Annotated in this window: 18 protein-coding genes; 7 read left to right on the top strand and 11 right to left on the bottom strand. The window is 72.9% G+C overall.

The genetic code is table 11. The features are described 5' to 3' along the window. Positions 1-34: 34 nt before the first annotated feature. The 3 genes from AB0C03_RS13235 (at position 35) to serS (ending at position 3696) form a co-directional block, all read left to right on the top strand. The gene (locus AB0C03_RS13235) at positions 35-1216 is read left to right on the top strand and encodes a saccharopine dehydrogenase family protein (protein WP_030330318.1); all 1182 of its coding nucleotides are present in this window, start codon (positions 35-37) and stop codon (positions 1214-1216) included. 43 nt (positions 1217-1259) lie between these two features. Continuing rightward, positions 1260-2324, top strand: coding sequence for a DNA polymerase III subunit beta family protein (locus AB0C03_RS13240; RefSeq protein ID WP_030330320.1), 1065 nt, complete (start codon positions 1260-1262; stop codon positions 2322-2324). Between the two features lie 85 nt (positions 2325-2409). Continuing rightward, entirely contained in the window at positions 2410-3696 is a 1287-nt protein-coding gene (gene serS, locus AB0C03_RS13245) for a serine--tRNA ligase (protein WP_030330322.1), read from the top strand. Positions 3697-3787: 91 nt separating this feature from the next. Here serS and AB0C03_RS13250 read toward each other — a convergent pair whose 3' ends face one another. The 5 genes from AB0C03_RS13250 to AB0C03_RS13270 all read right to left on the bottom strand — a co-directional run bounded on the left by AB0C03_RS13250 (position 3788) and on the right by AB0C03_RS13270 (position 11708). Next, on the bottom strand, positions 3788-6928 hold the full coding sequence (locus AB0C03_RS13250) for a discoidin domain-containing protein (protein ID WP_357636682.1): 3141 nt from the start codon (positions 6926-6928) through the stop codon (positions 3788-3790). 77 nt (positions 6929-7005) lie between these two features. Then, positions 7006-7848, bottom strand: a complete 843-nt coding sequence (locus tag AB0C03_RS13255; RefSeq protein WP_357636685.1) for a cytochrome c biogenesis CcdA family protein — start codon at positions 7846-7848, stop codon at positions 7006-7008. Then, positions 7845-8552, bottom strand: a complete 708-nt coding sequence (locus tag AB0C03_RS13260; RefSeq protein ID WP_357636688.1) for a TlpA family protein disulfide reductase — start codon at positions 8550-8552, stop codon at positions 7845-7847. The genes AB0C03_RS13255 and AB0C03_RS13260 overlap by 4 nt, the downstream gene beginning before the upstream one ends. A 52-nt stretch (positions 8553-8604) precedes the next feature. Continuing rightward, complete coding sequence (locus AB0C03_RS13265; protein ID WP_210860372.1) at positions 8605-10071, bottom strand: NADH-quinone oxidoreductase subunit NuoF family protein; 1467 nt, start codon at positions 10069-10071, stop codon at positions 8605-8607. Continuing rightward, positions 10068-11708, bottom strand: coding sequence for a hypothetical protein (locus AB0C03_RS13270; protein WP_280940599.1), 1641 nt, complete (start codon positions 11706-11708; stop codon positions 10068-10070). The genes AB0C03_RS13265 and AB0C03_RS13270 overlap by 4 nt, the downstream gene beginning before the upstream one ends. A gap of 279 nt (positions 11709-11987) precedes the next feature. Here AB0C03_RS13270 and AB0C03_RS13275 point away from each other — a divergent pair, with 279 nt between their 5' ends. Beyond that, positions 11988-13433: an alpha-amylase gene (locus tag AB0C03_RS13275; RefSeq protein WP_210860617.1), complete on the top strand. Its 1446-nt coding sequence runs from the start codon at positions 11988-11990 to the stop codon at positions 13431-13433. A gap of 75 nt (positions 13434-13508) precedes the next feature. Then, a complete protein-coding gene (locus tag AB0C03_RS13280) occupies positions 13509-14420 on the top strand; it encodes a L,D-transpeptidase (RefSeq protein WP_357636693.1) in 912 nt (303 codons plus the stop codon). Between the two features lie 16 nt (positions 14421-14436). Here the strand turns inward: AB0C03_RS13280 and AB0C03_RS13285 are convergent, their stop codons facing one another. Genes AB0C03_RS13285 through AB0C03_RS13300 form a run of 4 tightly spaced genes read right to left on the bottom strand, consistent with a single transcriptional unit; the run spans position 14437 to position 17924 of the window. Then, the gene (locus tag AB0C03_RS13285) at positions 14437-15069 is read right to left on the bottom strand and encodes a response regulator transcription factor (protein WP_357636696.1); all 633 of its coding nucleotides are present in this window, start codon (positions 15067-15069) and stop codon (positions 14437-14439) included. After that, entirely contained in the window at positions 15066-16196 is a 1131-nt protein-coding gene (locus AB0C03_RS13290; protein WP_357636699.1) for a sensor histidine kinase, read from the bottom strand. Before AB0C03_RS13290 ends, AB0C03_RS13285 begins: the two co-directional genes overlap by 4 nt. A gap of 26 nt (positions 16197-16222) precedes the next feature. Next, a complete protein-coding gene (locus tag AB0C03_RS13295; RefSeq protein WP_030330338.1) occupies positions 16223-17023 on the bottom strand; it encodes an ABC transporter permease in 801 nt (266 codons plus the stop codon). A gap of 1 nt (position 17024) precedes the next feature. Further along, positions 17025-17924 carry an ABC transporter ATP-binding protein gene (locus AB0C03_RS13300; RefSeq protein ID WP_030330339.1) on the bottom strand — a complete coding sequence of 300 codons (900 nt, stop codon included), beginning with the start codon at positions 17922-17924 and terminating at the stop codon, positions 17025-17027. Positions 17925-18207: 283 nt separating this feature from the next. Here AB0C03_RS13300 and AB0C03_RS13305 point away from each other — a divergent pair, with 283 nt between their 5' ends. Then, entirely contained in the window at positions 18208-19062 is an 855-nt protein-coding gene (locus tag AB0C03_RS13305; protein WP_030330340.1) for an alpha/beta hydrolase, read from the top strand. A gap of 55 nt (positions 19063-19117) precedes the next feature. Continuing rightward, on the top strand, positions 19118-20248 hold the full coding sequence (locus AB0C03_RS13310) for a site-2 protease family protein (protein ID WP_030330341.1): 1131 nt from the start codon (positions 19118-19120) through the stop codon (positions 20246-20248). 62 nt (positions 20249-20310) lie between these two features. Here AB0C03_RS13310 and AB0C03_RS13315 read toward each other — a convergent pair whose 3' ends face one another. Together AB0C03_RS13315 and AB0C03_RS13320 are read right to left on the bottom strand one after the other, a co-directional pair. Then, complete coding sequence (locus AB0C03_RS13315; RefSeq protein WP_030330342.1) at positions 20311-21582, bottom strand: FAD-binding protein; 1272 nt, start codon at positions 21580-21582, stop codon at positions 20311-20313. Next, the gene (locus tag AB0C03_RS13320) at positions 21579-22331 is read right to left on the bottom strand and encodes a hypothetical protein (RefSeq protein ID WP_030330343.1); all 753 of its coding nucleotides are present in this window, start codon (positions 22329-22331) and stop codon (positions 21579-21581) included. Before AB0C03_RS13320 ends, AB0C03_RS13315 begins: the two co-directional genes overlap by 4 nt. Between the last annotated feature and the right edge of the window lie 108 nt (positions 22332-22439).

A 22439-nucleotide genomic window follows, 5' to 3' on the forward strand; every position in this document is an offset into this window, starting at 1 on the left:
GTCGATCGGCGGGGGCGAATGGCAGACTCCGGGGATGGCCGTGGAGCGAACGTACGACGTGGTGTTGTTCGGCGCGACCGGGTTCACCGGCGGCCTGACCGCCGAGTACCTGGCCCGACACGCACCGGCCGGGCTGCGCTGGGCGCTGGCCGGGCGCAACCCGCAGCGCCTCGCCGCCGTCCGGGACCGGCTCGCGGCCATCGACCCGGGCCTGGCCGACCTGCCGTTGCTCACCGCCGAGGTGACCGACGCCGACTCGCTGCGGGTGGTGGCGGAGAACGCCCGGGTGGTGGCCAGCACCGTCGGCCCGTACGTCCACCACGGGGAGCCGCTGGTCGCCGCCTGCGCCCGGGCCGGCACCGACTACCTGGACATCACCGGTGAGCCGGAGTTCGTCGACCTGATGTACGTGCGCCACCACGCCGAGGCGGCACGCACCGGCGCGCGGCTGGTGCACGCCTGCGGCTTCGACTCCGTCCCGCACGACGTGGGCGTCTGGTTCACCGTCAAGCAGCTGCCCGCCGACGTCCCGATCACCGTGGACGGGTACGTGCGCGCCGGCGGCCGGTTCTCCGCCGGCACCTACCATTCGGCGCTCACCGCGTTCTCCCGTAGCGGGCAGGCCAGCCGGGCCGCCCGGGAGCGCCGGGCGGTCGAGCCGCGCCCGACCGACCGTCGAGTCCGGGCGGTGCCGGGCCGGCTGGCCCGCTCGGCGGAGCTGGGCATCTGGACGGTGCCGCTGCCGACCATCGACCCGCAGGTGGTGCGCCGCTCGGCGGCGGCCCGCCCGGAGTACGGCCCGGACTTCCGCTACCGGCACTTCGCCGCGGTGAAGCGGCTGCCCACAGTGCTTGTCGGTGCCGCCGGGCTCGGCGCGCTGGTCGGGCTGGTGAAGCTGCCGCCCAGTCGGCGCTGGCTGCTCGGCCGGCTCGCGTCCGGGCAGGGGCCCACGGCGCAGCAGCGGGCGTCGTCGTGGTTCCGGGTGCGGTTCGTCGGCACCGGCGGCGGGCAGCGGGTGGTCACCGAGGTCGCCGGCGGTGACCCCGGCTACGACGAGACGGCGAAGATGCTCGGCGAGTCGGCGCTGTGCCTGGCGCTCGACGAGCTGCCGCCGACCGCCGGGCAGCTCACCCCGGTGGCCGCGATGGGTGACGCGCTGCTCGACCGGCTGGTCCGGGCCGGCCTCACCTTCCGGGTGCTGGAACGCTCGGCTTGACCCTCGACCGGGTCGAGGGGGCAGGATGCCCAGCGTGAGTCACCTGCACAGCATCGGCGAGCTGGCCCGGGCCAGCGGCCTGACGGTCAGCGCCCTGCGCTTCTACGACTCGGCCGGCGTGCTGGAGCCGGCCCTGGTCGACCCGGTGACCGGCTACCGCTGGTACACCGACGAGCAGGTCGCGCCGGCCCGGCTGGTGGCCGGGCTGCGCCGGATCGGCATGCCGGTGCCGCAGATCGCCACCGCGGTACGCGCCGAGCCGGCAGTGGTGCACCAGCTGCTCGACACGCACCTGCGCCGGCTCGCCGACGGGCTCGACGACGCCCGCCGTGAGGTCGACCGGCTCCGGGCCCTGCTGGACCCGACCCCGCCGACCGCCACCACGCTGCTGGTCTCCCCCGCCGCCCTGGCCGCCGCGCTCGACGCGGTGCGCTTCGCCGTCACCGTCGACCCGGAGATGCCGATGCTCGCCGGCGTGCTGTTCGACGTGGAGACCGACGGCGTCCGACTCGTCGCCACCGACCGGTACCGACTGGCGCTGGCTCGGGCCGCTGCCGACGTCGACGGCCCGCCGGTGCGGGTGTTCGTGCCGGTGGCCCTCGTCGACCAGCTCCGGCCACTGCTCGACGCCGCCGACACCTGGCCGGTCCGGCTGACGGTGGCGGGCGCGGACCTGCGGGTGCGGGTGGCCGAGGGCACGGTGACCGGCACCGCCCTGCCGTACGACTTCCCGGACTACCGCCGGTTGCTGCGCAAGGCGGTCGGCGAGCGGTCCACCGCGCGCCGGATCCCGGTCGACGTGGCCTCCCTGCGCGCCGCGCTGGCCGACCCGGCGGCCCCCACCGTCGCCCGCGACCATGACGGCACGACCCGTGCGGTCACCGTGCTCGGCGTCGACGACCGGGGCGGGCTGCGGCTGCTCCCCGCCGCCGACCTTGGCACCGACGCGCTGCGGGTCGGGGTGGACGGTGGCTACCTGCTGGACGCGTTGAACGCGGCCGGTGCGCCGCAACTGGTGCTGGAGCTGGACGGGCCGATCGCCCCGCTGGCCGTACGCCGACCGGACGACGCGGACACCTACTCGGTGCTGATGCCGATCCGGCTCTAGAACCTCCCCGTCCCGGGCGGAAAAGCCCGCGACGGTAGCATCTGGTGGTTCACCTGTGACCCCGGACGGAGGCGTACGGAGCAGCATGCTCGACATGGAGTTGATCCGGAAGGATCGCGAGGCGGTGGCGACCGCGCTGGCGAAGCGTCTGGATCCCGCCGAGGTCACCCGTGCCCTGGACGAGATCCAGCGGCTCGACCAGGAACGCCGCGCCCTGATCACGGAGATCGACGCCGAGCGGCAGCGCCGCAAGGCCGAGGCCCGGGCGTACGCGCAGGCGAAGCGGGCCGGCGAGGAGCCGCAGGTCGCCGCGCCGGAGGCGGAGCGTCGGCAGCTCGCCGAGCTGGAGTCCCAGCTCGACGAGGTGCAGGCCCGGCTGCGCGACGCGATGAGCGAGCTGCCCAACCTGCCCAGCGACGACGTGGTGGCCGGCGGCAAGGAAGCCAACCGGGTGGTGAAGACCTTCGGTGAGCCTCCGGTGATCGAGAAGGTCCGCGACCACGTGGAGCTGAGCCGGGCGTTGGGCCTGGTCGACTACGAGCGCGGCGTCAAGCTCGGCGGGTCCGGTTTCTGGATCTACACGGGCATCGGCGCCCGGCTGGAGTGGGCGCTGCTCAACTACTTCGTCGACCAGCACATCAAGGCCGGTTACGAGTTCCTGCTCCCGCCGCACCTGCTGCTGGATTCGGCCGGCTTCGCCGCCGGGCAGTTCCCCAAGTTCTACGACGACGTCTACCACCTGGATGCGGCGTCCGCCCCGCGCGGCCAGTTCCTGCTGCCCACGTCGGAGACGGCGATCCTCGGCGCGTACCAGGACGAGATCCTGGAGACCCCGAAGCTGCCGCTGAAGGCGTTCGCGTACACCCCGTGTTACCGGCGGGAGTCGGCCGGTTCGCACTCGGACGAGCGCGGCACGGTGCGGGGGCACCAGTTCAACAAGGTGGAGATCTTCCAGTTCACCCTGCCGGAGCAGGCCGACGCGGCGTTGGAGGAGATGCTCGCCCACGCCGAGAGCCTGGTCGAGGGGCTGGGTCTGCACTACCAGCGCACGCTGCTCTCGGCCGGTGACGCCAGCGCCTCGATGAAGAAGACGCTCGACATCGAGGTGTGGATGCCGAGCACCGGCAAGTACAAGGAGGTGTCGTCGGTGTCCTGGGCCGGCGATTACCAGGCTCGTCGGGCGGCCATCCGCTACCGCGAGCCGGGCGGCAAGCAGACCCGCTTCGTGCACACCCTCAACGGCTCGGCGCTGGCGACGAGCCGGCTCTTCCCGGCCATCCTGGAGCAGTACCAGCAGGCCGACGGCAGCGTCCTGGTCCCGAAGGTCCTCCAGGAGCGCCTGGGCACCGACCGGCTGACCCCCCTGCGCTGAATCAGTCGGCGGCGGGGCTGGTGCGATCCGCACCAGCCCCGCCGTCGTCGTTTCGGGCCACGGGTGTCAGACCGTGGTCGATCCCGCCGGTTCAGGCACCGAACACCTCCGCGTGGGTCAGCCGGGCGTCACCGGGCTGCCAGTCGGCGACCGCGATCGCCACGTACCGTCCGGAGGACCTGGTCGTGACCGTGGTCTCGGGTTTCGGCTTCGGGACCGAGGCGACCGTCACGTAGCCGAGTCCGTCGGCCGAGGTGGCCACGGTGATCGGCCGCCGCCGACCGGGGGTCCAGGTCAGGCGGACCGATGCCAGATCCCGGAGCGATCCGAGGTCGATCACCAGTCGGCCGTTCGGGCCGGGTTGCCAGGCGGTCCCCGGGTCGCCGTCGACGGCGGCCGACGGGTCGGTCATGCCGGCCGGGAGCGGTGACGTCGGGTAGGTCGTCCGGGACCGGGCCAGGTCACGTGTCGGCGTCACCGTCCCACCCGCGAACGCGACGTCCTTGCGGTGTCCGGCGGGAACCGTCACTCGCTGTCGGGCGCCGCCGGCCGCGGACTCCACCTGCACCTTCACGATGTGCCCGGCGGGCGCGGTGATTCGGAGGTGGTGCGAGTCGGTGACGTCGAACCGGGTACCGGCGGGGATCGCCTTCCCCGGCTGTGCCGCGGTCGCGGTGAACCGGGGCGGCTCGACGCGTGCGGTAAATGCGGCGAGGTCGACCTGGTAGGTGCTGGTCCCCGATCCGGTGACCTGGCTTCCGTGGTACAGCCGCAGCGTGGCGCGCTGCGCAAGCGTGACGGCCGCCGTGATGTCGTCGTCGGACAGGTTGAACAGGCTGAGGTATCCGTCGGCGTCACTCACCCGCAACGCCTCCGGACCGCCGCTGGGCATTGTTCGCGACGCCGCAGCGGCCAGGGCCGACCTGTCCGCGCCCGCGTACCCCTCGATGATCAGCCGGGTGCTGCCGGTGGCCGGCCCGCTGGACAGGGTGACGGTGGTGGCGGTCACGGTGATCGGATTCTGGGCGTTGTGGACCACCAGACCCGCTCGTCCGTCGACGTCGAGCCAGGAGCCGGTGATGGTCGGGCTGTCCGGCACCACCGCCGCGTCGCTCCAGTCGGTGCCGTCGAGTGAGGTCTGGATGACGTAGCGGGTGCCGTACGCGGCCTCCCAGTCCAGGCGTACGCCGCTGATGTCGATGGGCTCACCGAGGTCGACGGCGAGCCAACTGTCCGCGCGGGCGCGTTCCTCGCGGGCGACCGCCCAGCGGGTGCCGGGGTTGCCGTCGGTCGCGCGCGCAGCGGGGTAGGCGGGGTCGGCGGACGAGGCCGTGGTGGGCCGCCCGATGGCGCGGTCGACCCCGCCGGCGTCGAGCACGGCGAAGGCGAACAGCGAGTAGCCGTACTGGTTGACGGGGGATCGGCCGAGCATCCGCACGTACCGGGCGGGACGAGGCGCGAAGCTGATCTGGTCGGTTCCGCCGTCGCCGACGCCCGATTGTCCGGCCAGGGTGACGGACCCCTGTTCGCCGGTGAAGGTACGGGTGCCGGTGAGCCCGGGTACGCCGGGCATGTCCAGGTTGAACAGGGTGAGCGCGCCCTCGTCGGCACCGATGCCGGTGGTGGCGTACACGACCGTTCCGGTGGGCAGCGTGACGTATCCGGCGGTGCCGCCGGCGACGCGGAGAACGGTCGCCGTGGCGTCGACACCGTCTCGGGCCACTGTGTACGCGGCGGAGGTGCGGCCGAGGACCGGCGCGGACTGCCTCGGCAGCAGCGAGGCGGCCCGGGTGTCGAACAACCAGTTGTCGTGGGCGGGGGCCCACTGGAACGAGACGAATCCGGTCTTGCTGACCGCCGCGGCGAAGGCGGTCGCGCTCTGGTGGGCGGTCAGCCCGGCCTGCTCCCCGAAGTCCCTGGTGCCCGCCGCCGCCGCGAAGAACGCGGTGCTGGCGACCGGCTGGACCACGCCGCCGTTGGCTGCCCGCCAGGCATGGAAGAGATAGCTGATGGCGACCTCGGCCCGGGCCTCGGGCTCGTACTTCGGCTCGCCGCTGAACTTGGTGAGCCGATTCTCGGGCGGGTAGTTCAGGTAGGGCATGAGCCGGTCGGCGAGGTCCGCCTCGGCCCGGGCGGCGTGCCGGTCGCCCTGGACCTGCGCGAGGAAGGCGAGCGGCAGGACGTCACGGCCGTACAGGTGGTAGCGGTCCGCGACCATCGGCATGAAGGGTTCGCCGGCGTCGCTGGCCAGCAGCCGCATGGTCCGCCACAGCTCGGCACCGCTGGGTTGCCTGGTGAGTGCCTCGGGGAGCGGTTGGCCGGCGGTCAGGAAGTGCGCCGCGGTACGACCCGCGGTGCGCCACAGTTCCTCCTGGTAGTGCGGGCCGAAGGAGCCGTGGTTCTCGACCAGGAACGTGTCGTGGATGTTGTGGGCGGTGTTCCAGTCCGCGACCGCCCGCCCGTCGACGACGGCGGGGTTGGCACGGTCGGCTGCCGGTAGTCCGGTCGCGTTGAGCGTCCACATCGAGAACCGCTCGCGCCACGCCGCGGCTGCGGGGTCGTCCGGCGCCCAGGCCAGACCGGGCGCGATCGCCTGGGCGTAGACCCCCATCTCCTCGAGCTTGGTGTCCCCGATCCAGCCACCGGTGAGGCCGTTCGGCGTCCAACCGCCACTGAGCGGGTCGTTACCGGTGCCGAGGGAGTGGGCGTACGCGGCCTGCCCGCGGGCGATGCGGTCGACGTTGGTGCGGGTCACCTCGTCCAGGTCGGACCAGAGCAGTCGGGCGGCCAGGACGAAGTACAGCTCGAAGGTGCTGTCCCAGAACAGCTGTCGGCCCCACTCGGTGCCGCCGGTGAGCCGGTTGGTGGCCGCGAAGCGGCGGATGGTGGCGACGGTACGGGCGTGCAGCGTGTCCCGGTCGACGCCTGCCGCTGCCGCGTCGTACCCGGGCGAGGTGAGCAGGACCGCGTTACCGAGGACGACCGCGAACCTGAAGTCCGCGAGGCGGTACGCGTTGATCGCCGGATCCCACTGCTCCTCGGCCCATCGGGTGTGGGCGAGCAGCAGCGCGTGGTAGGTGTTGGCAACCGGGCCGATGGCCGCGGCCGGTGACGTGGTGGCGGATGGCGCGGCCTGGGCGACGGCGGGTCGGGCGATGGCGAGTCCAGCGCCGATGGCGCCGCCAAGGATGAGCAACCGCCGCCGGCTCAACTCGAGTTCGGATATGCGCATGGTGGTCCTTCGGTGTGACAACGTTGTCAGACAGCCTCCGGTGATCGTTTCCGGATGTCAAGACCGACGTCGTCGCCTCAGGGACGACGAGGGCGGTGGGCGCGCTTCGCCACGAGCGCGGCCAGGAGCAGGGCGGCCAGGGCGGCCAGCAACACCGCCGGGCCGATCCGGTCGAGGGCGTCGGCCAGGGCTCGCTGGACCTGGGCGGCCACCCGGATGACCGGGTCGTGCAGCGCGTCGCGGCGACCGGCGGCCAGCCGTAGCTCGTACCAGCCGTACCAGGCGACGTAACCGCCGGCGAGCAGCAGCACCAGGCCGCTGAGGCGGGGCACCAACGCCCCGGCGACGCGCAGCCGGGCCACCAGGCCGTCGCGCAGCAGCGCCACCCCGAGCGCGGCGACAGCGACCACCAGACCCATCCCGAGGGCGTACGCGCCGAACAGCGCCAACCCCTGACCGGTCGAGCCGGCCTGGAGGCTGGTCACCACGATGGCCAGGAACGGCGCGATGGCGCAGCCGAGCGACGCCAGCGCGTACGCCGCGCCGAACAGCGCCATCGACGGCCAGGACCGGGTCAGCCGGGGCGCCCGGGCGGACCAGCCGGGGGTCGGCAGCCGCCGACCGGCGAGCAACCAGCAGCCGACCACCACCAGCAGCACGCCGAGCGTCACTGTCAGCCACGGCAGCCGGGGCCGCAACCAGCCGGCCAGCGGCGCGAGCGCCAGGCCGAACGCGCCGAAGACCAGCACGTACCCCACTGTCAGCCCGGCCGCCGCGGTGAGCGCGCGGCCGACCGCGCCGCGAGTGTCCGACGTCCCGGCGACCAACAGCGAGAGGTACGCGGGCAGCAACGCGAAGCCGCACGGGTTGACCGCGCCGAGCATGCCGGCGGTCAGCGCGAGCAGCAGTGTGCCGGTCACGCCCCGGCCAGTGCGGCGACCCTGGCGGTGAGCGCCTCACCGTCCAGGAATCCCTGGTGGACGACCGTGCCGCTGCGGTCGATGACCACGAAGATGCTCTGCTCGGTCACCTTGAACCGCTTCCAGAGCACTCCCTTGCTGTCCTCGATCTGCGGTGTGCCGTCGAGCTCGAACTCGGTGACGAACTCCTTCATGGCTTTCCGTTCACCCAGCCCGGCCACGCCGACGATCGGCACGGTGTCCCGGTACTTCGGGGCGATCTCGGCCACCGTCCAGGCCTGACTGGCGCAGGTGGCGCACCACGGCGCCCAGAACCACAGCACCACCGGTCTGCCGGCGAGCTGCGCCGCGTCGAACGCGGCCCCGCCGAGGGTCGTCCCGGTGAAGCGCAGCACGTCCGGGACCTGCACCGGAGCGGCCTGCGGTCCGCCGGTGGGCGAGGCGGTCGGCGAGGGCGGTGTCCCGGTCGGCGCGGCACCGGGCGGGGCCGATCCGGCGGCGGTGGGTCCGCCCGGCGCGGTGCCGGTGCAGGCGGCGACGCCGAGCAGGGCCACCACGAGTGCCCCAGCGGTGGCACCACGGCGTAGCTGTCCGGCCGCTGCCCAGCGGCTCAGCTGCCCGGCCGCTGCCCAGCGGCTCAGCTGCCCGGCCGCTGCCCAGCGGCTCAGCTGCCCGGCCGCCGTCCACCTCCTGCTGATCCGCATCCGTTCCTCCGTCTCCGGTCCGGAAGGGACCCTTGCTGGACCTGGGGCCTACCTACTCGGCCTTGGCGAGTCGGAGGGCCAACTCGGGGCAGACCTTGACCGCCTTCAGCGCCCCCTCCCGCAGCCAGGTCGGCACGGGGGTGGCCGGGAAGGCGGGATATCCGTTCGCGTCGAGGCGGATGAAGTCCGGGACGACGTGCGCGCACAGGCCGTGCCCGTCACAGCGCGACCAGTCCAGGGTGAGCTTCTGCGGGTTCGCGTCGGGTGCGCCCGGCAGCCCCATCACGCCCTTGACCCGCCGGCCGCAGCCGTCGCCGGTGCTGTGCAGCCGCAGGTCCTCGGCGAAGACCTCGATCGCGGAGAGCGCGAACCGGGCGGTGCCGTCGGGGTGGCTGCACGCGCCCCGGCCCTTCACCTCGCCGGCCGCGGCCCGCACCACGTCGGCCGGTTGGCTGCCGGCGACGGCCAGGTCCACCGCGCGGGCCAGGTCCGGCAGGCCCATCTTGCACGGTCCGCACTGCCCGGCGGACTCACCGGCCAGGTAGCGCACCACCTGGGCGGCCTCCCCGAGCGGGCAGGTGTCGACACCGAGCGGGACGATGATGCCCGCGCCGAGCGTGCCGCCGACCGCTGCCAGGCCCTTGCGGGAGACCTCGGCCTTCTCCGCCGCCTCCGGGGTGATCCACTTGCCGTGGTAGCCGCCCATCAGGATGCCCTGGACGTCCGGCACCTCGCACAGGTCGAGGACGTCGCGCAGCGGCATGCCGGCGGTGCACTCCACAACGGCCGGTCGGCCAGCCGCCCCGGTCACGGTGAGTAGCACGGTGCCCGGCTCGTCGTCGGTACCGAGCGCCGCGTACTCGTACGGGCCCAGTCGGGCGCCGACGGCGAGCTGGGCGTACGTCTCGGCGTTGGACAGCAGGGTGGGCAGGCCGCTGACCCCGGAGTCGCTGGAGCGCTTCTTGGTGCCCGGCGGGATGTGCGGCAGCCCGTTGATCCCGTTGACAAGTGCGCCGCCCTCGCCGGAGATGAACCGGTGCGGCACTGTGACGATCGTTGTCTGCACCGGCATCCGGCGCTCGTCGAGGGCGTCCATCAGCGAGTCCCGGCCGACCCCGTCGTCCGCCACGCCGATCACGATCTCGTCGGCGTCCAGGGCGTACGCGGCCAGCGCCGCCCCGTCCAGGATCAGGTGCGGGGCGCGGGTCAGCAGCACCTTGTCCTTCCAGCTGGCCGGCTCCCCCTCGGTGGCGTTGACCACCACCACGGCGGCGAGGTCCTGCCGCTCGCAGGACTCCAGCACCGCGCGCAGTTTGCGGGCGAACGGGAACCCTGCCCCGCCCTTGCCCTTGAGTTGCATGCCCTCGGCGAGCCGGAGCAGTTGCGCCGGCTCCATCGGGCCGATCGGTCCGTGCACCTCCTCGTGCGCGATCAGGTCGAGTCGGCCGTACTCGGCGAAGCCGGCGGTGAGCCGGGGCTCGCCCACACAGGCGACCGGTGGCACGGCGGTGCGCATCATTTCGCCTCACCCCGCAGCCCGGCCCAGTACGCCCCGTCCACCGCGTCGGCGCTGGCCTTGCGCCGCTTGGACCGGCCCTCGCCGGCTGCCCGCTTGGCCCGCCGTGACGCCAGGTCGACAAGGGTGGGGGTGTCGTCGACGGGCACCTCGTCCGGCACGTACCGGGCCGGCGGACGCCAGTAGTCCGGCTCCTCGGGCAGGTCGTCCTCGGCGCTGTGCCGGCCGCTGCCGCTGCGCGGCGCCGACGAGATCGGGCTGCTGGAGATCGGGCCGGCCGAGATCGGCTCGACGGAGACCGGGCCGGCGGAGATGGGCTCGTCGGCCTGCCACCGGCGTGGACTGTCCCACGGCTCCTCGGCCTCGTCGAGGGTCGGCCGCGGCGGCGCCGAGTAGCGGCTGCCGTCGTCCTCGCTGCGGGACCGGCGACGGGACCGCTCGGCGGCCGGCTCGTCGACGCGCCGCCGGCCGGCCGGTGCCACCTCGTCGCGGGTACGCGAGGCGCGCCGCCGGGTCACCGGCTCGGCCTCCTCCTCGTCGCGTCGACGGATGTCGGTCTCGTCCACGCTGCGGCGGGTCGACCGGCGGGTCGTCGGCTCCTCCTCGGCGCGCCGGCCGCGCGAGGACCGTTCGGTGTCGCGGTAGGCCGCCGGCTCCTCCTCCCGTCGGCGTCGGCTGGGCCGGGTCGGTTCGACGAGCGAGCCGGGCTCGGGCACCACCGGGACGGTGAACCGTTCCGGGTCGCGGCGGGCGGGCGGGGCGGTCCAGGTGGCGGTGGCGGTGTCCGCCCAGGCGGGACGCTTGTCGGTGGCCTTCGGGCGCCGACCCAACCCGGCCAGCAGCGATCGGGCGGTCTTCGCCTCTTCAGCCCGGCCGACCATCACCGCGTTGCGCACCGCTGCCTGGTGCTGCTCGCGGCTGCGCCGACCGATGGTGACCGAGAACCGCACCAGCAGGGCCAGCACCACCAGCAAGACGCAGCCCAGGTAGCTGAACATCACCCAGGGCGCTGCGGCCCGACCGGCGTTGAGGCCGTGCAGGATGGCGAAGGGCCAGGCCAGGTACGCGGTCGAGTGCAGCGCGCGCCAGAGCCACCTCGGACCGACGCCCGCGAAGCGGGCGCGGATGATGCCGGTCCAGATCACGCTGACCATCAGCAGCGCGGCGACGGTGCCGAGCCCGACGTAGAAACCCCCGCCGCCGACGAACGGCACCAGCGCGTCGGTCGCCGCCGCCCGCCCCGTGCCGATCTTGGTGAGGACGTGGAAGCCGAGCCCGGCCACCCCCAGCACACCGGTGGCCCGGTGCGCCGACTGCATCAGCACCCGGTGCGGGATACGCAGCACCAGCCGGTCGGTGGCGAGCAGACCGAGCATGACGGTGAGACTCAACGACACCAGGGAGACCACCCCGGCGAAGAACTCGGTGAAGAAGAAGCCGTACGCGTACGCCGTCTGACCGGTGCCGGTCAGCATGATCGCCGCCCAGAGCGCGGCGAGCACCGAAGCGATCAGCAGGGCGCTCGCCGACCGGGACGGGGTGCGCACCCCCCGACTGCTGGCGGTGGTCCGGATCGTCGCCTTCTTGTCCTGCTGTGCCCGGGCCATCTGCTCCTCGATCGTCTCGCGGCGGCGTACCACCGGCCGACCCCTGCTCCCCCATCCAGTACGGACCGGCGGGGCGCGCGGATCACCCGCCGCGAAAAATTTCTGGGCCGAGATCGAACCGAGGGGCACGGCCGTGCGTTGCACCCCGCTCCCACCCACCAGATCGGACAGTGACGAACGTGCATGCATTGACACTCCGTGCAACACGCTTGTAACCTTTCAGCAAATTTCAGTCCGGGTTGCAAGATTCCGGCAACCGGGCGTTCCCCCACCGCACCACCACCCCCGCTCCCGCTCCCGTCAGGAGTCCCCATGCACCGACGTCGACGCGGCTCGGCGCTCCTCGCCCTCGGCCTGATCGCCAGCCTGCTCGTCCCCACCACAGTGACGGCACCCCCGGCCGTCGCCGCCCCGTCCGGCGGCAAGAAGGTCATCGTCCAGCTCTTCGAGTGGAACTGGCCCTCGGTGGCCAACGAGTGCCAGAGCACCCTCGGCCCGAAGGGCTACGGCTACGTGCAGGTCTCACCCCCGCAGGAGCACGTGCGGGGCAACCAGTGGTGGCTGGCGTACCAGCCGGTCAGCTACCGGATCGAGTCCCGCAAGGGCACCCGGGCCCAGTTCCAGTCGATGGTGAACACCTGCCACGCGGCCGGGGTCAAGGTGATCGTCGACGCGGTGGTCAACCACATGTCCGGTCAGGACAACGGCGGCATCGGCTGGGCCGGCTCGTCCTACTCGCACTACGACTACCCGGGCATCTACCAGACCCAGGACTTCCACCACTGCGGGCGCAACGGCGGCGACGACATCGCCAACTACAACGACCGGTACGAGGTGCAGAACTGCGAGCTGGTCAACCTCTCGGACCTGAAGACCGAGTCGGACTACGTCCGCACGAAGATCGCCTCGTACCTCAACGACCTGCTCTCCCTCGGCGTCGACGGCTTCCGGATGGACGCCAGCAAGCACATGCCGGCCGCCGACATCGCCGCGATCAGGGGCAAGCTGTCCCGCTCCGCGTACATCGTGCAGGAGGTCATCTACGGTGCCGGCGAGCCGGTCCAGCCGACCGAGTACACCGGCAACGGTGACGTGCACGAGTTCCGCTACGGCAAGGACCTGGCCCGGGTTTTCCGGTCCGAGCGGTTGGCGTACCTGCGCAACTTCGGCGAGGGCTGGGGGCACCTGCCCACCGGCCCGGCGTCGGTGTTCGTCGACAACCACGACACCCAGCGCGACTCCGGCGGAGTGTTGACCTACAAGGACCGGGGGATCTACGCCCTGGCGAACGCCTTCATGCTGGCCTGGCCGTACGGCTCCCCCACCGTCATGTCCAGCTACACCTTCAGCAGCCGCGACGCCGGCCCGCCGTCGGACGGGGCCAACAAGACACTCAACACCACCTGCTACTCCGGCTGGGAGTGCGAGCACCGTTGGCCGGTGATCGCCAACATGGTCGGCTTCCGCAACGCCACCGAGGGCGCCGGGGTGGCCAACTGGTACGACAACGGCAACAACCACATCGCGTTCAGCCGCAGTGGCAAGGGCTTCATCACCGTCAACGACGAGGACGCCGCGGTGAACGGTCGCTCGTACTACACGGGGTTGCCCGCCGGCCGGTACTGCGACGTCATCCACGGCACGTACGCGGGCGGCACGTGCAGCGGACCAGTGATCACGGTGGACGGTAACGGCTGGTTCGCGGCCAACGTGCCCGCGCACGACGCCGTGGCCATCCACATCGGCGCACGAATCTGATTCGGTCGGGGCCTCCGGGCGGCGGATTTCGCCGAACCGGGGGCCCCGGCGCAATCGCCACCATAGAGTGATTTCGTGTCGTTTGACCGAAAGACTCCGTCCCGCCGTCGCGGCGTCTGGGTGACCGCCGCCATCGGCGTACCCGCGCTGCTGGTGACCGCGCTGCTGGTCGGCCAGGCCCTCACCCCCAGCTCGACGGCCCCCGACGACAGCAACGTGGTGGTGGCCGACCCGACCCCGAGCAGTGTGGAGCAGAGCCCGGACGAGTCGGTCCCCCCGGCCGCGCCCGCCCCGGACGGGCTGCCGGTGGTCGACTACGACCCCGCACCCGGCGGGTTCCCCGCCGATCCGGCCACCATGGACGTCACGCCGCTGACCGACGGCGCGCACCCGACCAGACGGATCGCCGCGTACGACGCGCCCGGTGGTCGTCCGCGCGCGTTCCTCGAACCGACGATCCGCGGTGTGGAGCTGACCATGCCGATCGCCCAGCGGCGGGCCGGCTGGACCGCCGTCCTGCTGCCCTCGGCCAACCGGCGGCTCGCCTGGCTGCCACCCGGCGGGTTCGAGACGGTGCCGCTGCGCGACCAGATCGTCGTCGAACGCAAGGCGCACCGGCTCACCTGGTACCGGGCCGGCAAGGCGGTGCGTTCCTGGGAGGTCAGCCTCGGCCAGTCCGGCCAGGAGACTCCACTCGGGCGGACCTTCATCCTGGGCCGCACCCCACCGCCGGAGTCGGTCTACGGCGGGGTGGACATCTACGCCCTCGGTTCGGTGCCGGACGATCCGGAGTCGGTGCCGGACGGGCTGCGCGGCGCGCACATCGGCGTGCACACCTGGCACAACGACGACGAGCTGGGCGAGAACACCACGAACGGCTGCATCCGGCTGACCCGCTCCGGGCAGCGGGAGCTGCTCGCCGAGGTCCGCCCCGGCAGCAGCGTGGTGGTGGTCGACCAACTGGCCGCTCCGCCGCCGACCGCCTGAGCGCCGGCACAGCCGGTCACTCGCCGAGCAGCCAGCCGTTCCGCTCGGCGACCCGGATCGCGTCGGCCCGGTTGCGGGCACCGGTCTTGCCGATCGCCGCCGACAGGTGGTTGCGGACCGTCCCCTCGGACAGGTGCAGAGCCCGGGCCAGGTCGGCGACGGTGCCGCCGCCCCGAGCGGTCCGCAGCACCTCGGTCTCCCGCTCGGTCAGTGGGCTCGCGCCGGTGGCCAGGGTCTCCGCGGCCAGCGTCGGGTCGACCACCCGCAGGCCCGCGTGCACCCGACGGACCGCGTCGGCGAGCTGCCGGGCCGGGGTGTCCTTGACCACGAACCCGCTCGCACCGGCCTCCATCGCCCGACGCAGGTAGCCGGGTCGACCGAAGGTGGTCACCACCAGCACCCGGCAGGTCGGCAGCGCCACCCGCAACGCCGAGGTGGCGGCGATCCCGTCCAGGCCGGGCATCTCCACGTCCAGCAGGGCGACGTCCGGGGCGCTGCGTCGCGCCTCGGGCACCACCTGGTCGCCCCGACCGACCTCGGCGACCACTGTCAGGTCCTCCTCCAGCGAGAGCAGGGCGGCCAGCGCACCCCGGACCAGCGCCTGGTCGTCGGCGAGCAACAGCCGGATCGGCGTGGGACCGCCGCTCACCGGGCCGCCTCCTGGCTGTGCACACGCAGCAGAAAGCCGTCGCCCGTCGGCCGGCGACCGACGGTCACCACCGCGTCCAGCCGCCGCGCCCGCTCCCGCAGGCCGACCAGCCCGTGCCCGCTCGCGTCGGGAGTGGACGGACCACGGCCGTCGTCACTGATCTCGACCCGATCCGGGTGCACCCGGATCACGCAGCACCGCGCCCCACTGTGCCGGACCACGTTGGTCACCCCTTCCCGTACCGCCCAGCCGAACAACCGGTCCCACTCCCGCGGCAGGTCCGGCACCTCGGTCGGCACGTCCGCCGCGATGCCCGCCGCGGCCAGCGCCGAGCGGGCGCCGGCCACCTCGGCGGCGAGGCTGACCTCGCGGTACGCCCCGACCGTCTGCCGTACGTCGGCCAACGCGGCCCGAGCCAACGCCTCCACCTCGGCGATCTCGGCGGCGGCCCGCTCCCGGTCGACATCGAGCAGCCGCCCGGCCAACTCGGCCTTGATCGCCACCACGGTCAGCGAGTGCCCGAGGATGTCGTGCAGGTCGCGGGCGGTGCGGGCCCGCTCCTCGGCGACCGCGAGCCGACCGATCTCCTGCTGGGCGGCCCGCAGTTCGCTGTTGCGCTGGGCCAACTGGGACACCCCGAACATGGCGAACGAGGCGAGCAGCACCGCGAAGACGATGCCGTGCTCCGCCTCCCACCCCGGCACCAGCCACGACGCCAGCACGGGGGTCACCGCGCAGAGCGCCACGACGGCCAACGCCTCCCACTGCGGCAGCAGGAAGACCGCCGCCGCGGCCACGTAGACCAGTGTGGCCAGCCAGTCCCCGCCGGTGCCCGGGAGGCTGGCCAGGCCCACAGCGAGCAGCAACGCCAGCCCGGCCCGCGCCCGGCCCGCCGGGATCGGCCGCAGGGACTGGCGCAGCTTGCGGGCCCACTGGAACAGCAGCACGTAACCGACGCTGAAGACGACCAGGGTCGACACACCGAGGATCCGCCGCCACGGCTCCGGTTGGTGCAGCGCGGTGGCGAGCGGCACGTTGAGGAAGAACAACCAGACGGCGGCCAGCAGCCAGCCGGTGTACCGCCAGTGGCGGCTCACCGGCCAGGGCTGCCCCGTCGAGAGGTCCATCGGGATCACGCTATCGGCCCGGCCGGTCAGACCCGCGCGGTGTCCCGGCGGAACAGCCGGGCCGCGCCGACGCCGAAGACCAGTGCCCAGACGACGAGGTTGACCACCGCCGCCATGCTCACCCCGTCGCCGGTGAGGGGGGCGCGAGCCAGCACACCCATGCCGTACACCGGGGTGAACGTCGCGACCTGCTGGAGCACGTCCGGCAGCACCTCGACCGGGACGAACAGCCCGCCGAACATGGCCAGCACCGCCAGCACCGGACCGATGATCTGCATGACGTTCTCGGCCGGCGCCAGGTACCCGATGAACAGACCGAACGCGGCGAAGACCAGCGAGCCGACCCAGGCGGCGAGCCCGGACAGCAGCCAGACGTACGCCGGGACGCGAACGCCGGCCACGGCGCCCACCAGGAACTCGATGACGACCGCGAGCAGGCCCAGGCTCATCGCGGTGATCAGCTTGGTCGCCACGTACGCCGCCGGGCGCAGCGGGGTGAGCCGCAACTGTCGGCTCCAGCCCAGCGCCCGTTCGGTGGCCACCGCACCACCGACGCTGGTGGTCGCCACCATGGCCGCGTACACGGCCAGGCTGATCATGACGTACGCCGTCACCGGGCGGCCGTTGTCCAGTGACTGCCCGCCCTGCGGCAGACCGAAGATGAGGAAGAAGACGCCCGGCATGATCAGCGTGAAGGCGAGGGTGCGGCGGTTGCGCAGCACCCGGCGCAGCTCGATACCCAGGGCACCCGGGGCGAACCCGCCCAGTGCGGGCAGCCGACGGTCCGGCGTCGTGACAGCGGCGCGCGTGGAGGTGGAGGTGGTCATCTCAGGCTCCGGTCTGCGTGGTGGTCAGGGCGAGGAAGGCGTCCTCGAGGTTGCGGGAGGTGATCTCGACGTCCCGGGCGGCGGTCCGGGTCAGCAGGTGCCGGGCGACCGCGTCCGAGTCGCCGGTCCGCACCAGCACACTGTCGCCGCGCACCTCCACGGCGTCCACGCCGGGCAGTGCGGCGAGCGCGGCCTGGTCCGCGCCGGGCAGGGTGGCCCGCACGGTACGACCGGCGGCCAGGTTCTTGATCTCGGCGGTGGTGCCGTCGGCGACGATGCGCCCCTGCCGGACCAGCACGATCCGGTCGGCGTACGCGTCCGCCTCGTCCAGGTAATGGGTGGCGAAGATGACGGTCCGTCCACGTCGGGCGTCGCGGCGCAGGGCCTGCCAGAAGTCGCGCCGACCCTCGACGTCCATGCCGGTGGTCGGCTCGTCGAGCACCATCAGGTCCGGGTCGGGCAGCAGGGCCAACGCGAAGCGCAGTCGCTGCTGCTGACCACCCGAGCAGCGCCCGACCACCCGGTCGGCGATGTCGGTGATACCGGCCCGCTCCAACACCTCCACCGCCGGGCGGGTGTGCCGGTAGAAGTGGGCGGTCATCCGCACCGTCTCGCCCACCGTGAGGTCCTTGAGCAGCCCGCCGGTCTGCAGGACGGCGGCGACCCGCCCCCGGGCCACCGCGTCGTCCGGGGTGCCGCCGAGGACGCGGACGGTGCCGGCGTCCGGGCGGGACAGCCCGAGCAGCATGTCGATGGTGGTGGTCTTGCCCGCCCCGTTCGGGCCGAGGAACGCCACCACCTCGCCGGGCTGCACCCGCAGGCTCAACCCGTCGACAGCGGTGACCGCGCCGAAGCTCTTGCTGAGGCCGTCCAACTCGACAGCCGGATGCGTACTGGTCATGGCACTGATACTCCGGCGGGGCGTACCCCGGTGCCCGGAGCGGTCGTCACCTCCCGGCCGTGACATTTGTCAGGGGCCGGACGCCACGGAGAGTGACCTCCGTGCGAGCAAACACCGCGACGAGCGTGATGCCCCTGAGTCATCACGATGCCCCTGTGTCATCACGCTCACTGCCACGTCCGCCTCCCGAACGCGACCCGCCGAGGCGAGCAACCGGCGGAGGAATTCCCGGCACGGCAGCGGGTAACCGCTGCCCCGGATGCCGCGACACCGGGGGGACGAGATGGGTGCCACGCCGCAGGGCCAGGTCGACACGGTCGTGCTGATCCACGGGCTCTGGATGACGCCGCGCAGCTGGGAGGGGTGGGCGCAGCGGTACACCGAGCGTGGCATGCAGGTCATCGCCCCCGCCTGGCCCGGCATGGACCGGTCGGTGGAGCAGTTGCGGGACGATCCCAGCCCGATCGCCGAGCAGAGCATCGCCACGATCGTCGCGCACTACGACAAGATCATCCGGGCGCTGCCGCGACCACCGATCATCATGGGGCACTCGTTCGGCGGCCTGTTCACCCAGATCCTCGTCGACCGGGGCCTCGGCGCCGCGGCGGTCGGAGTGCACCCCGCGCAGGTGAAGGGCGTGCTCAAGGTGCCGCTGAGTCAGCTGCGCTCGGGCTTCCCGATCCTGCGCAGCCCCGCCAACCGGAACAAGGCCGTCCCGTTCACCCCGGACGACTTCGCCTACACCTTCGGCAACGCCATGAGCCGGGAGGACTCCGACCGGGCCTGGCAACGCTACGCCGTCCCCGGTGCCGGGCGGGTCTACTTCGAGGGCGCGTTCGCCAACCTCGACCCGCGCTCGCCAGCCCGGGTCGACGTCGGGCGTAACGACCGGGCGCCGCTGCTGCTGATGGCCGGCGAGGTCGACCACGTGGTGCCGGCGTCGGTGGTCCGCGCCAACGCGGGGCTCTACCAGAAGTCGCGGGCGCTCACCGCGTACGAGCAGTTCGCCGGCCGCTCGCACTTCACCGTCGGGCAGGACGGCTGGGAGAAGATCGCCGACTACGCGCTCGACTGGGCGCTGCGGGCGGCGGCCCTGCCCCGGGAGGCCACCATCGCCAGCGAAGCCCCCCGCCGCTGACCGATCAGGCGAAGTGCCCTCGCATGCCCACGGCCTGGCGGGGTACCCCGCTCGGATGAGGGCCAGTTTCCGGCTTGGCCGGGTCGCGGGAGTGCCGGTCGGCGTCAACTGGAGCGTGCTGGTCATCTTCGCGCTGATCGCGTGGGGGTTGGCAGCGAACCAGTTCCCCCGCTCGTACCCCGATCACTCGCCGGTGGCGTACACGCTGGCCGGGCTGGCCGCGGCGGTGGTCTTCTTCGTCGGCCTGCTCGCCCACGAGGTGTCGCACGCGGTGGTGGCCAAGCGCAACGGGCTGACTGTCGACGGCATCACGCTGTGGCTGTTCGGCGGCGTCGCCGAGTTGCGGGGCGAACCGCGTGACCCGGGCGCGGAGTTACGGATCGCGGGCGTCGGCCCGCTGGTCAGTCTGCTGATCGGGGCGTTCTTCGGTGCCATCGCGGCGGTGCTCGCACTGGCCGGGCAGACCGGGCTGCTGTTCGGGGCGGTGGCCTGGCTGGCGGGAATCAACGTGCTGCTGGCCATCTTCAACGTGCTGCCGGCCGCGCCACTGGACGGTGGACGGTTGCTGCGCGCGGCGGTCTGGAAGGCCACCGGTGACCGAACCCGGGCGTCGGTGGTCGCCGCCCGGGCCGGCTGGGTGCTGGGGGTGCTGCTGATCGGCCTGGGGCTGTGGCAGTTCCTGTCCGGGGTCGGGTTCGGCGGGCTGTGGCTGGCGCTGATCGGCTGGTTCCTGATCGGCGCGGCCGGGATGGAGGAACGGCAGGCCCGCACCGGCACCGCGCTGCGCGGGATCCGGGTGGGCGATGTGATGACCCCGCAGCCGCAGACCGCCTCGGCGGAGATGACTGTCGCGGACTTCGTCGACCACTACCTGTTCGCGTACCGGCATTCGGCGCTGCCGCTGACCGAGGACGGCCGGCCGACCGGCCTGGTCACCGTCGACCGGGTGCGGGGCGTACCGCCGGAGCGGCGGGCGTCGACCACGCTGGCCGAGGTGGCCTGCCGCGCCGACCAGTTGGTGCTGGCGAAGCCCGGTGAACAGCTCAACGACCTGCTCCCCCGCCTCACCGAGTGCGCCGACGGCCGAGCCCTGGTGATAACCGAAGACGGCCGCCTGACCGGCATCATCTCCCCCAGCGACATCAGCCGAGCCGTCCAACGCAGCACCCTCGCCAGCTCTCGGTGATCATGAGGTTAGCGGGCACGACACGCCGACATCGGTATCGCTAACCCCATGATCAACCGAGGTCAGCGGGGGAAGTAGTGGGCCAGGGCCTCGGTGTGGAACTTGGCCTTGGGGTCCAGGTCGGTCAGGAGGGTGGCGAAATCGGGGTGGCGTGGGTAGCGGGCGGCCAGCTCGGCCGGATCGGTGACGAAGACCTTGCCCCAGTGCGGGCGGGGCGCGAAGGGCGCCAGGCGCTCCTCCACGGCGGCCACCACCGGCAGCACCGCCCTGGTGTCGTCGACCCAGGTGAAGTGCAGCACGAAGCTGTCCCGCCGGTAGTTCGGGCTGAGCCACAGCTCGTCGGCCGCCACGGTGCGCAGCTCGGATACCAGCAGCACCGGGGCGATCAGCTCCGCCACGTCGTCCAGCGCGGCGAGCGCGTCAGCCGCCACCGCCCGTGCGACGTGGTACTCGGACTGCAGTTCGTCGCCGCTGCTGGGGGTGAAGCCGAGCTTGAAGTGCGGCAGCCGCTCGTGCCACGGGCCCGCCTCGCCGAGCTGCGGGGTGCAGTTCTCCGGCGGCATCCCGAGCACCGGGTGCCGGGGCTGGTCGGCCGCTGTGGTGCCGAGCCAGTCCGCCGGGGGTGGCGGCTGGTCCGCCAACTGTTTGCGCCACACCTCGCGCAGTCGGGGCGTCCGGAAGTCGGTGAAGACACTCACGCTGTACGCCGAGCCGAGCGCCTCGTCGAGCGCCGCTCGGTCGAGGTCGAGGCGTACGTACTGGCGCAGCGCGAAGGTTGGCACCACGTCCAGCGTGACCCGGGTGACCAGACCGAGCGCGCCGAGCCCGACCACCATGCCGGCGAACCTGTCGGTGTCGCGGTCGACCCGCAGCAGGTCGCCGTCGGCGGTGACCAGCTCCAGACCGGCGACGGCGCTGGCCAGGTTGCCATGGCTCTGACCGGACCCGTGGGTGGCGGTGGCCACCGCGCCGGCCACCGAGATGTGCGGCAGCGAGGCGAGGTTCGCCAGCGCGTACCCCTGGGTGTGCAGCTGTCGGGCGAGGTCGCCGTAGCGCATCGCGGCGCTCACGGTGACCTGCCCGCGCTCGTGGTCCACCTCGACGACCGGGGGCAGCCCGGCGAGGCTGACGAGGTCGCCGTCGGTGTCGCCGAGGCTGTTGAAGGAGTGCCCGCTGCCCACCGCCCGGATCCGGCTGCTGCCGGCGACGAGCCGGCGCAGGTCGTCGACGGAGGTGGGCCGGTGGAACGCCTTCGCGGCGTACCGTACGTTGCCGGCCCAGTTGCGGCGCGGAACGTCGGTGCTCGACGCGGCGTGCGGTGCCTGCGCGGTCATGTGGCGGTCTCCCGATCGGTGCTCTGCTGGTCGGCCAACGCGGCGACGAGGGCGTCCAGAACGGTATCCGTCTGGAGCGTGTGGTAGCCACGCTGGGCGATCGGCAGGCCGGCCGCGCTGGCGCGTTCGATCTCACCCCGGGCCGCCTGCCGGGTCGCCGCGTCCCCGGACATCAGGGCGTCCTGGCCGCGTCGGATCAACCGGTCGACCCGGTCCATGTGGTACCCGCGCAGGCCGACCGGGAGATCCGGGGTGTCGAAGGCGGCGCGTCGCAGCGCGAGCAGGTCGACGAAACGACCTCCGGCATAGCGGGTGAGCGCGGCGGACACCTGGTCGGGCTGCTCCCGGACCTGGTCGAGAACGAGCAGTTCGATGGCGGGTCGGCCGTCGATCGGGTGACGGGCGGTCACCGGCTCAAGCGGCACTCCCGGCGCGGGAACCAGCAGCAGTCGCGGCGGTTCGGGACGACCGTCGCGTCGGGGCGGCTCGTCGAGGACCAGCACGCCGACGTCGGCCCACCGGATGTCCCGGCGCAGGCCGGGCCGTCGGATGGTGAGCCCGTCCGCGTGGATCCCGAAACGGAACGGGCGCAACGCGCTGACCAGCGCCACCGCGCCGAGCGCGATCGCCCCCACCGCGATGATCGTCCGTAGCAGGGCGCCGTCGCTGGGATAGACCAACAAGAGCACCCCGCCGAGTACGCAGACCAGGGCGAGCACCCGGGCGCCCCGACTCCGGCGCAGTTCCACGCTCGGACCCCCGTTCATGACCGTGGCGTCGGTCCCCGCATCTTCCGCCAAACCGGGCACCGGGGACACCGGACGATCGGGCACGGTTGTTCTCGTCATCGTCGGGGA

This window comes from Micromonospora parva, from assembly GCF_040649675.1.
In the GTDB taxonomy this organism is placed as follows: Bacteria; Actinomycetota; Actinomycetes; order Mycobacteriales; family Micromonosporaceae; genus Micromonospora; species Micromonospora parva.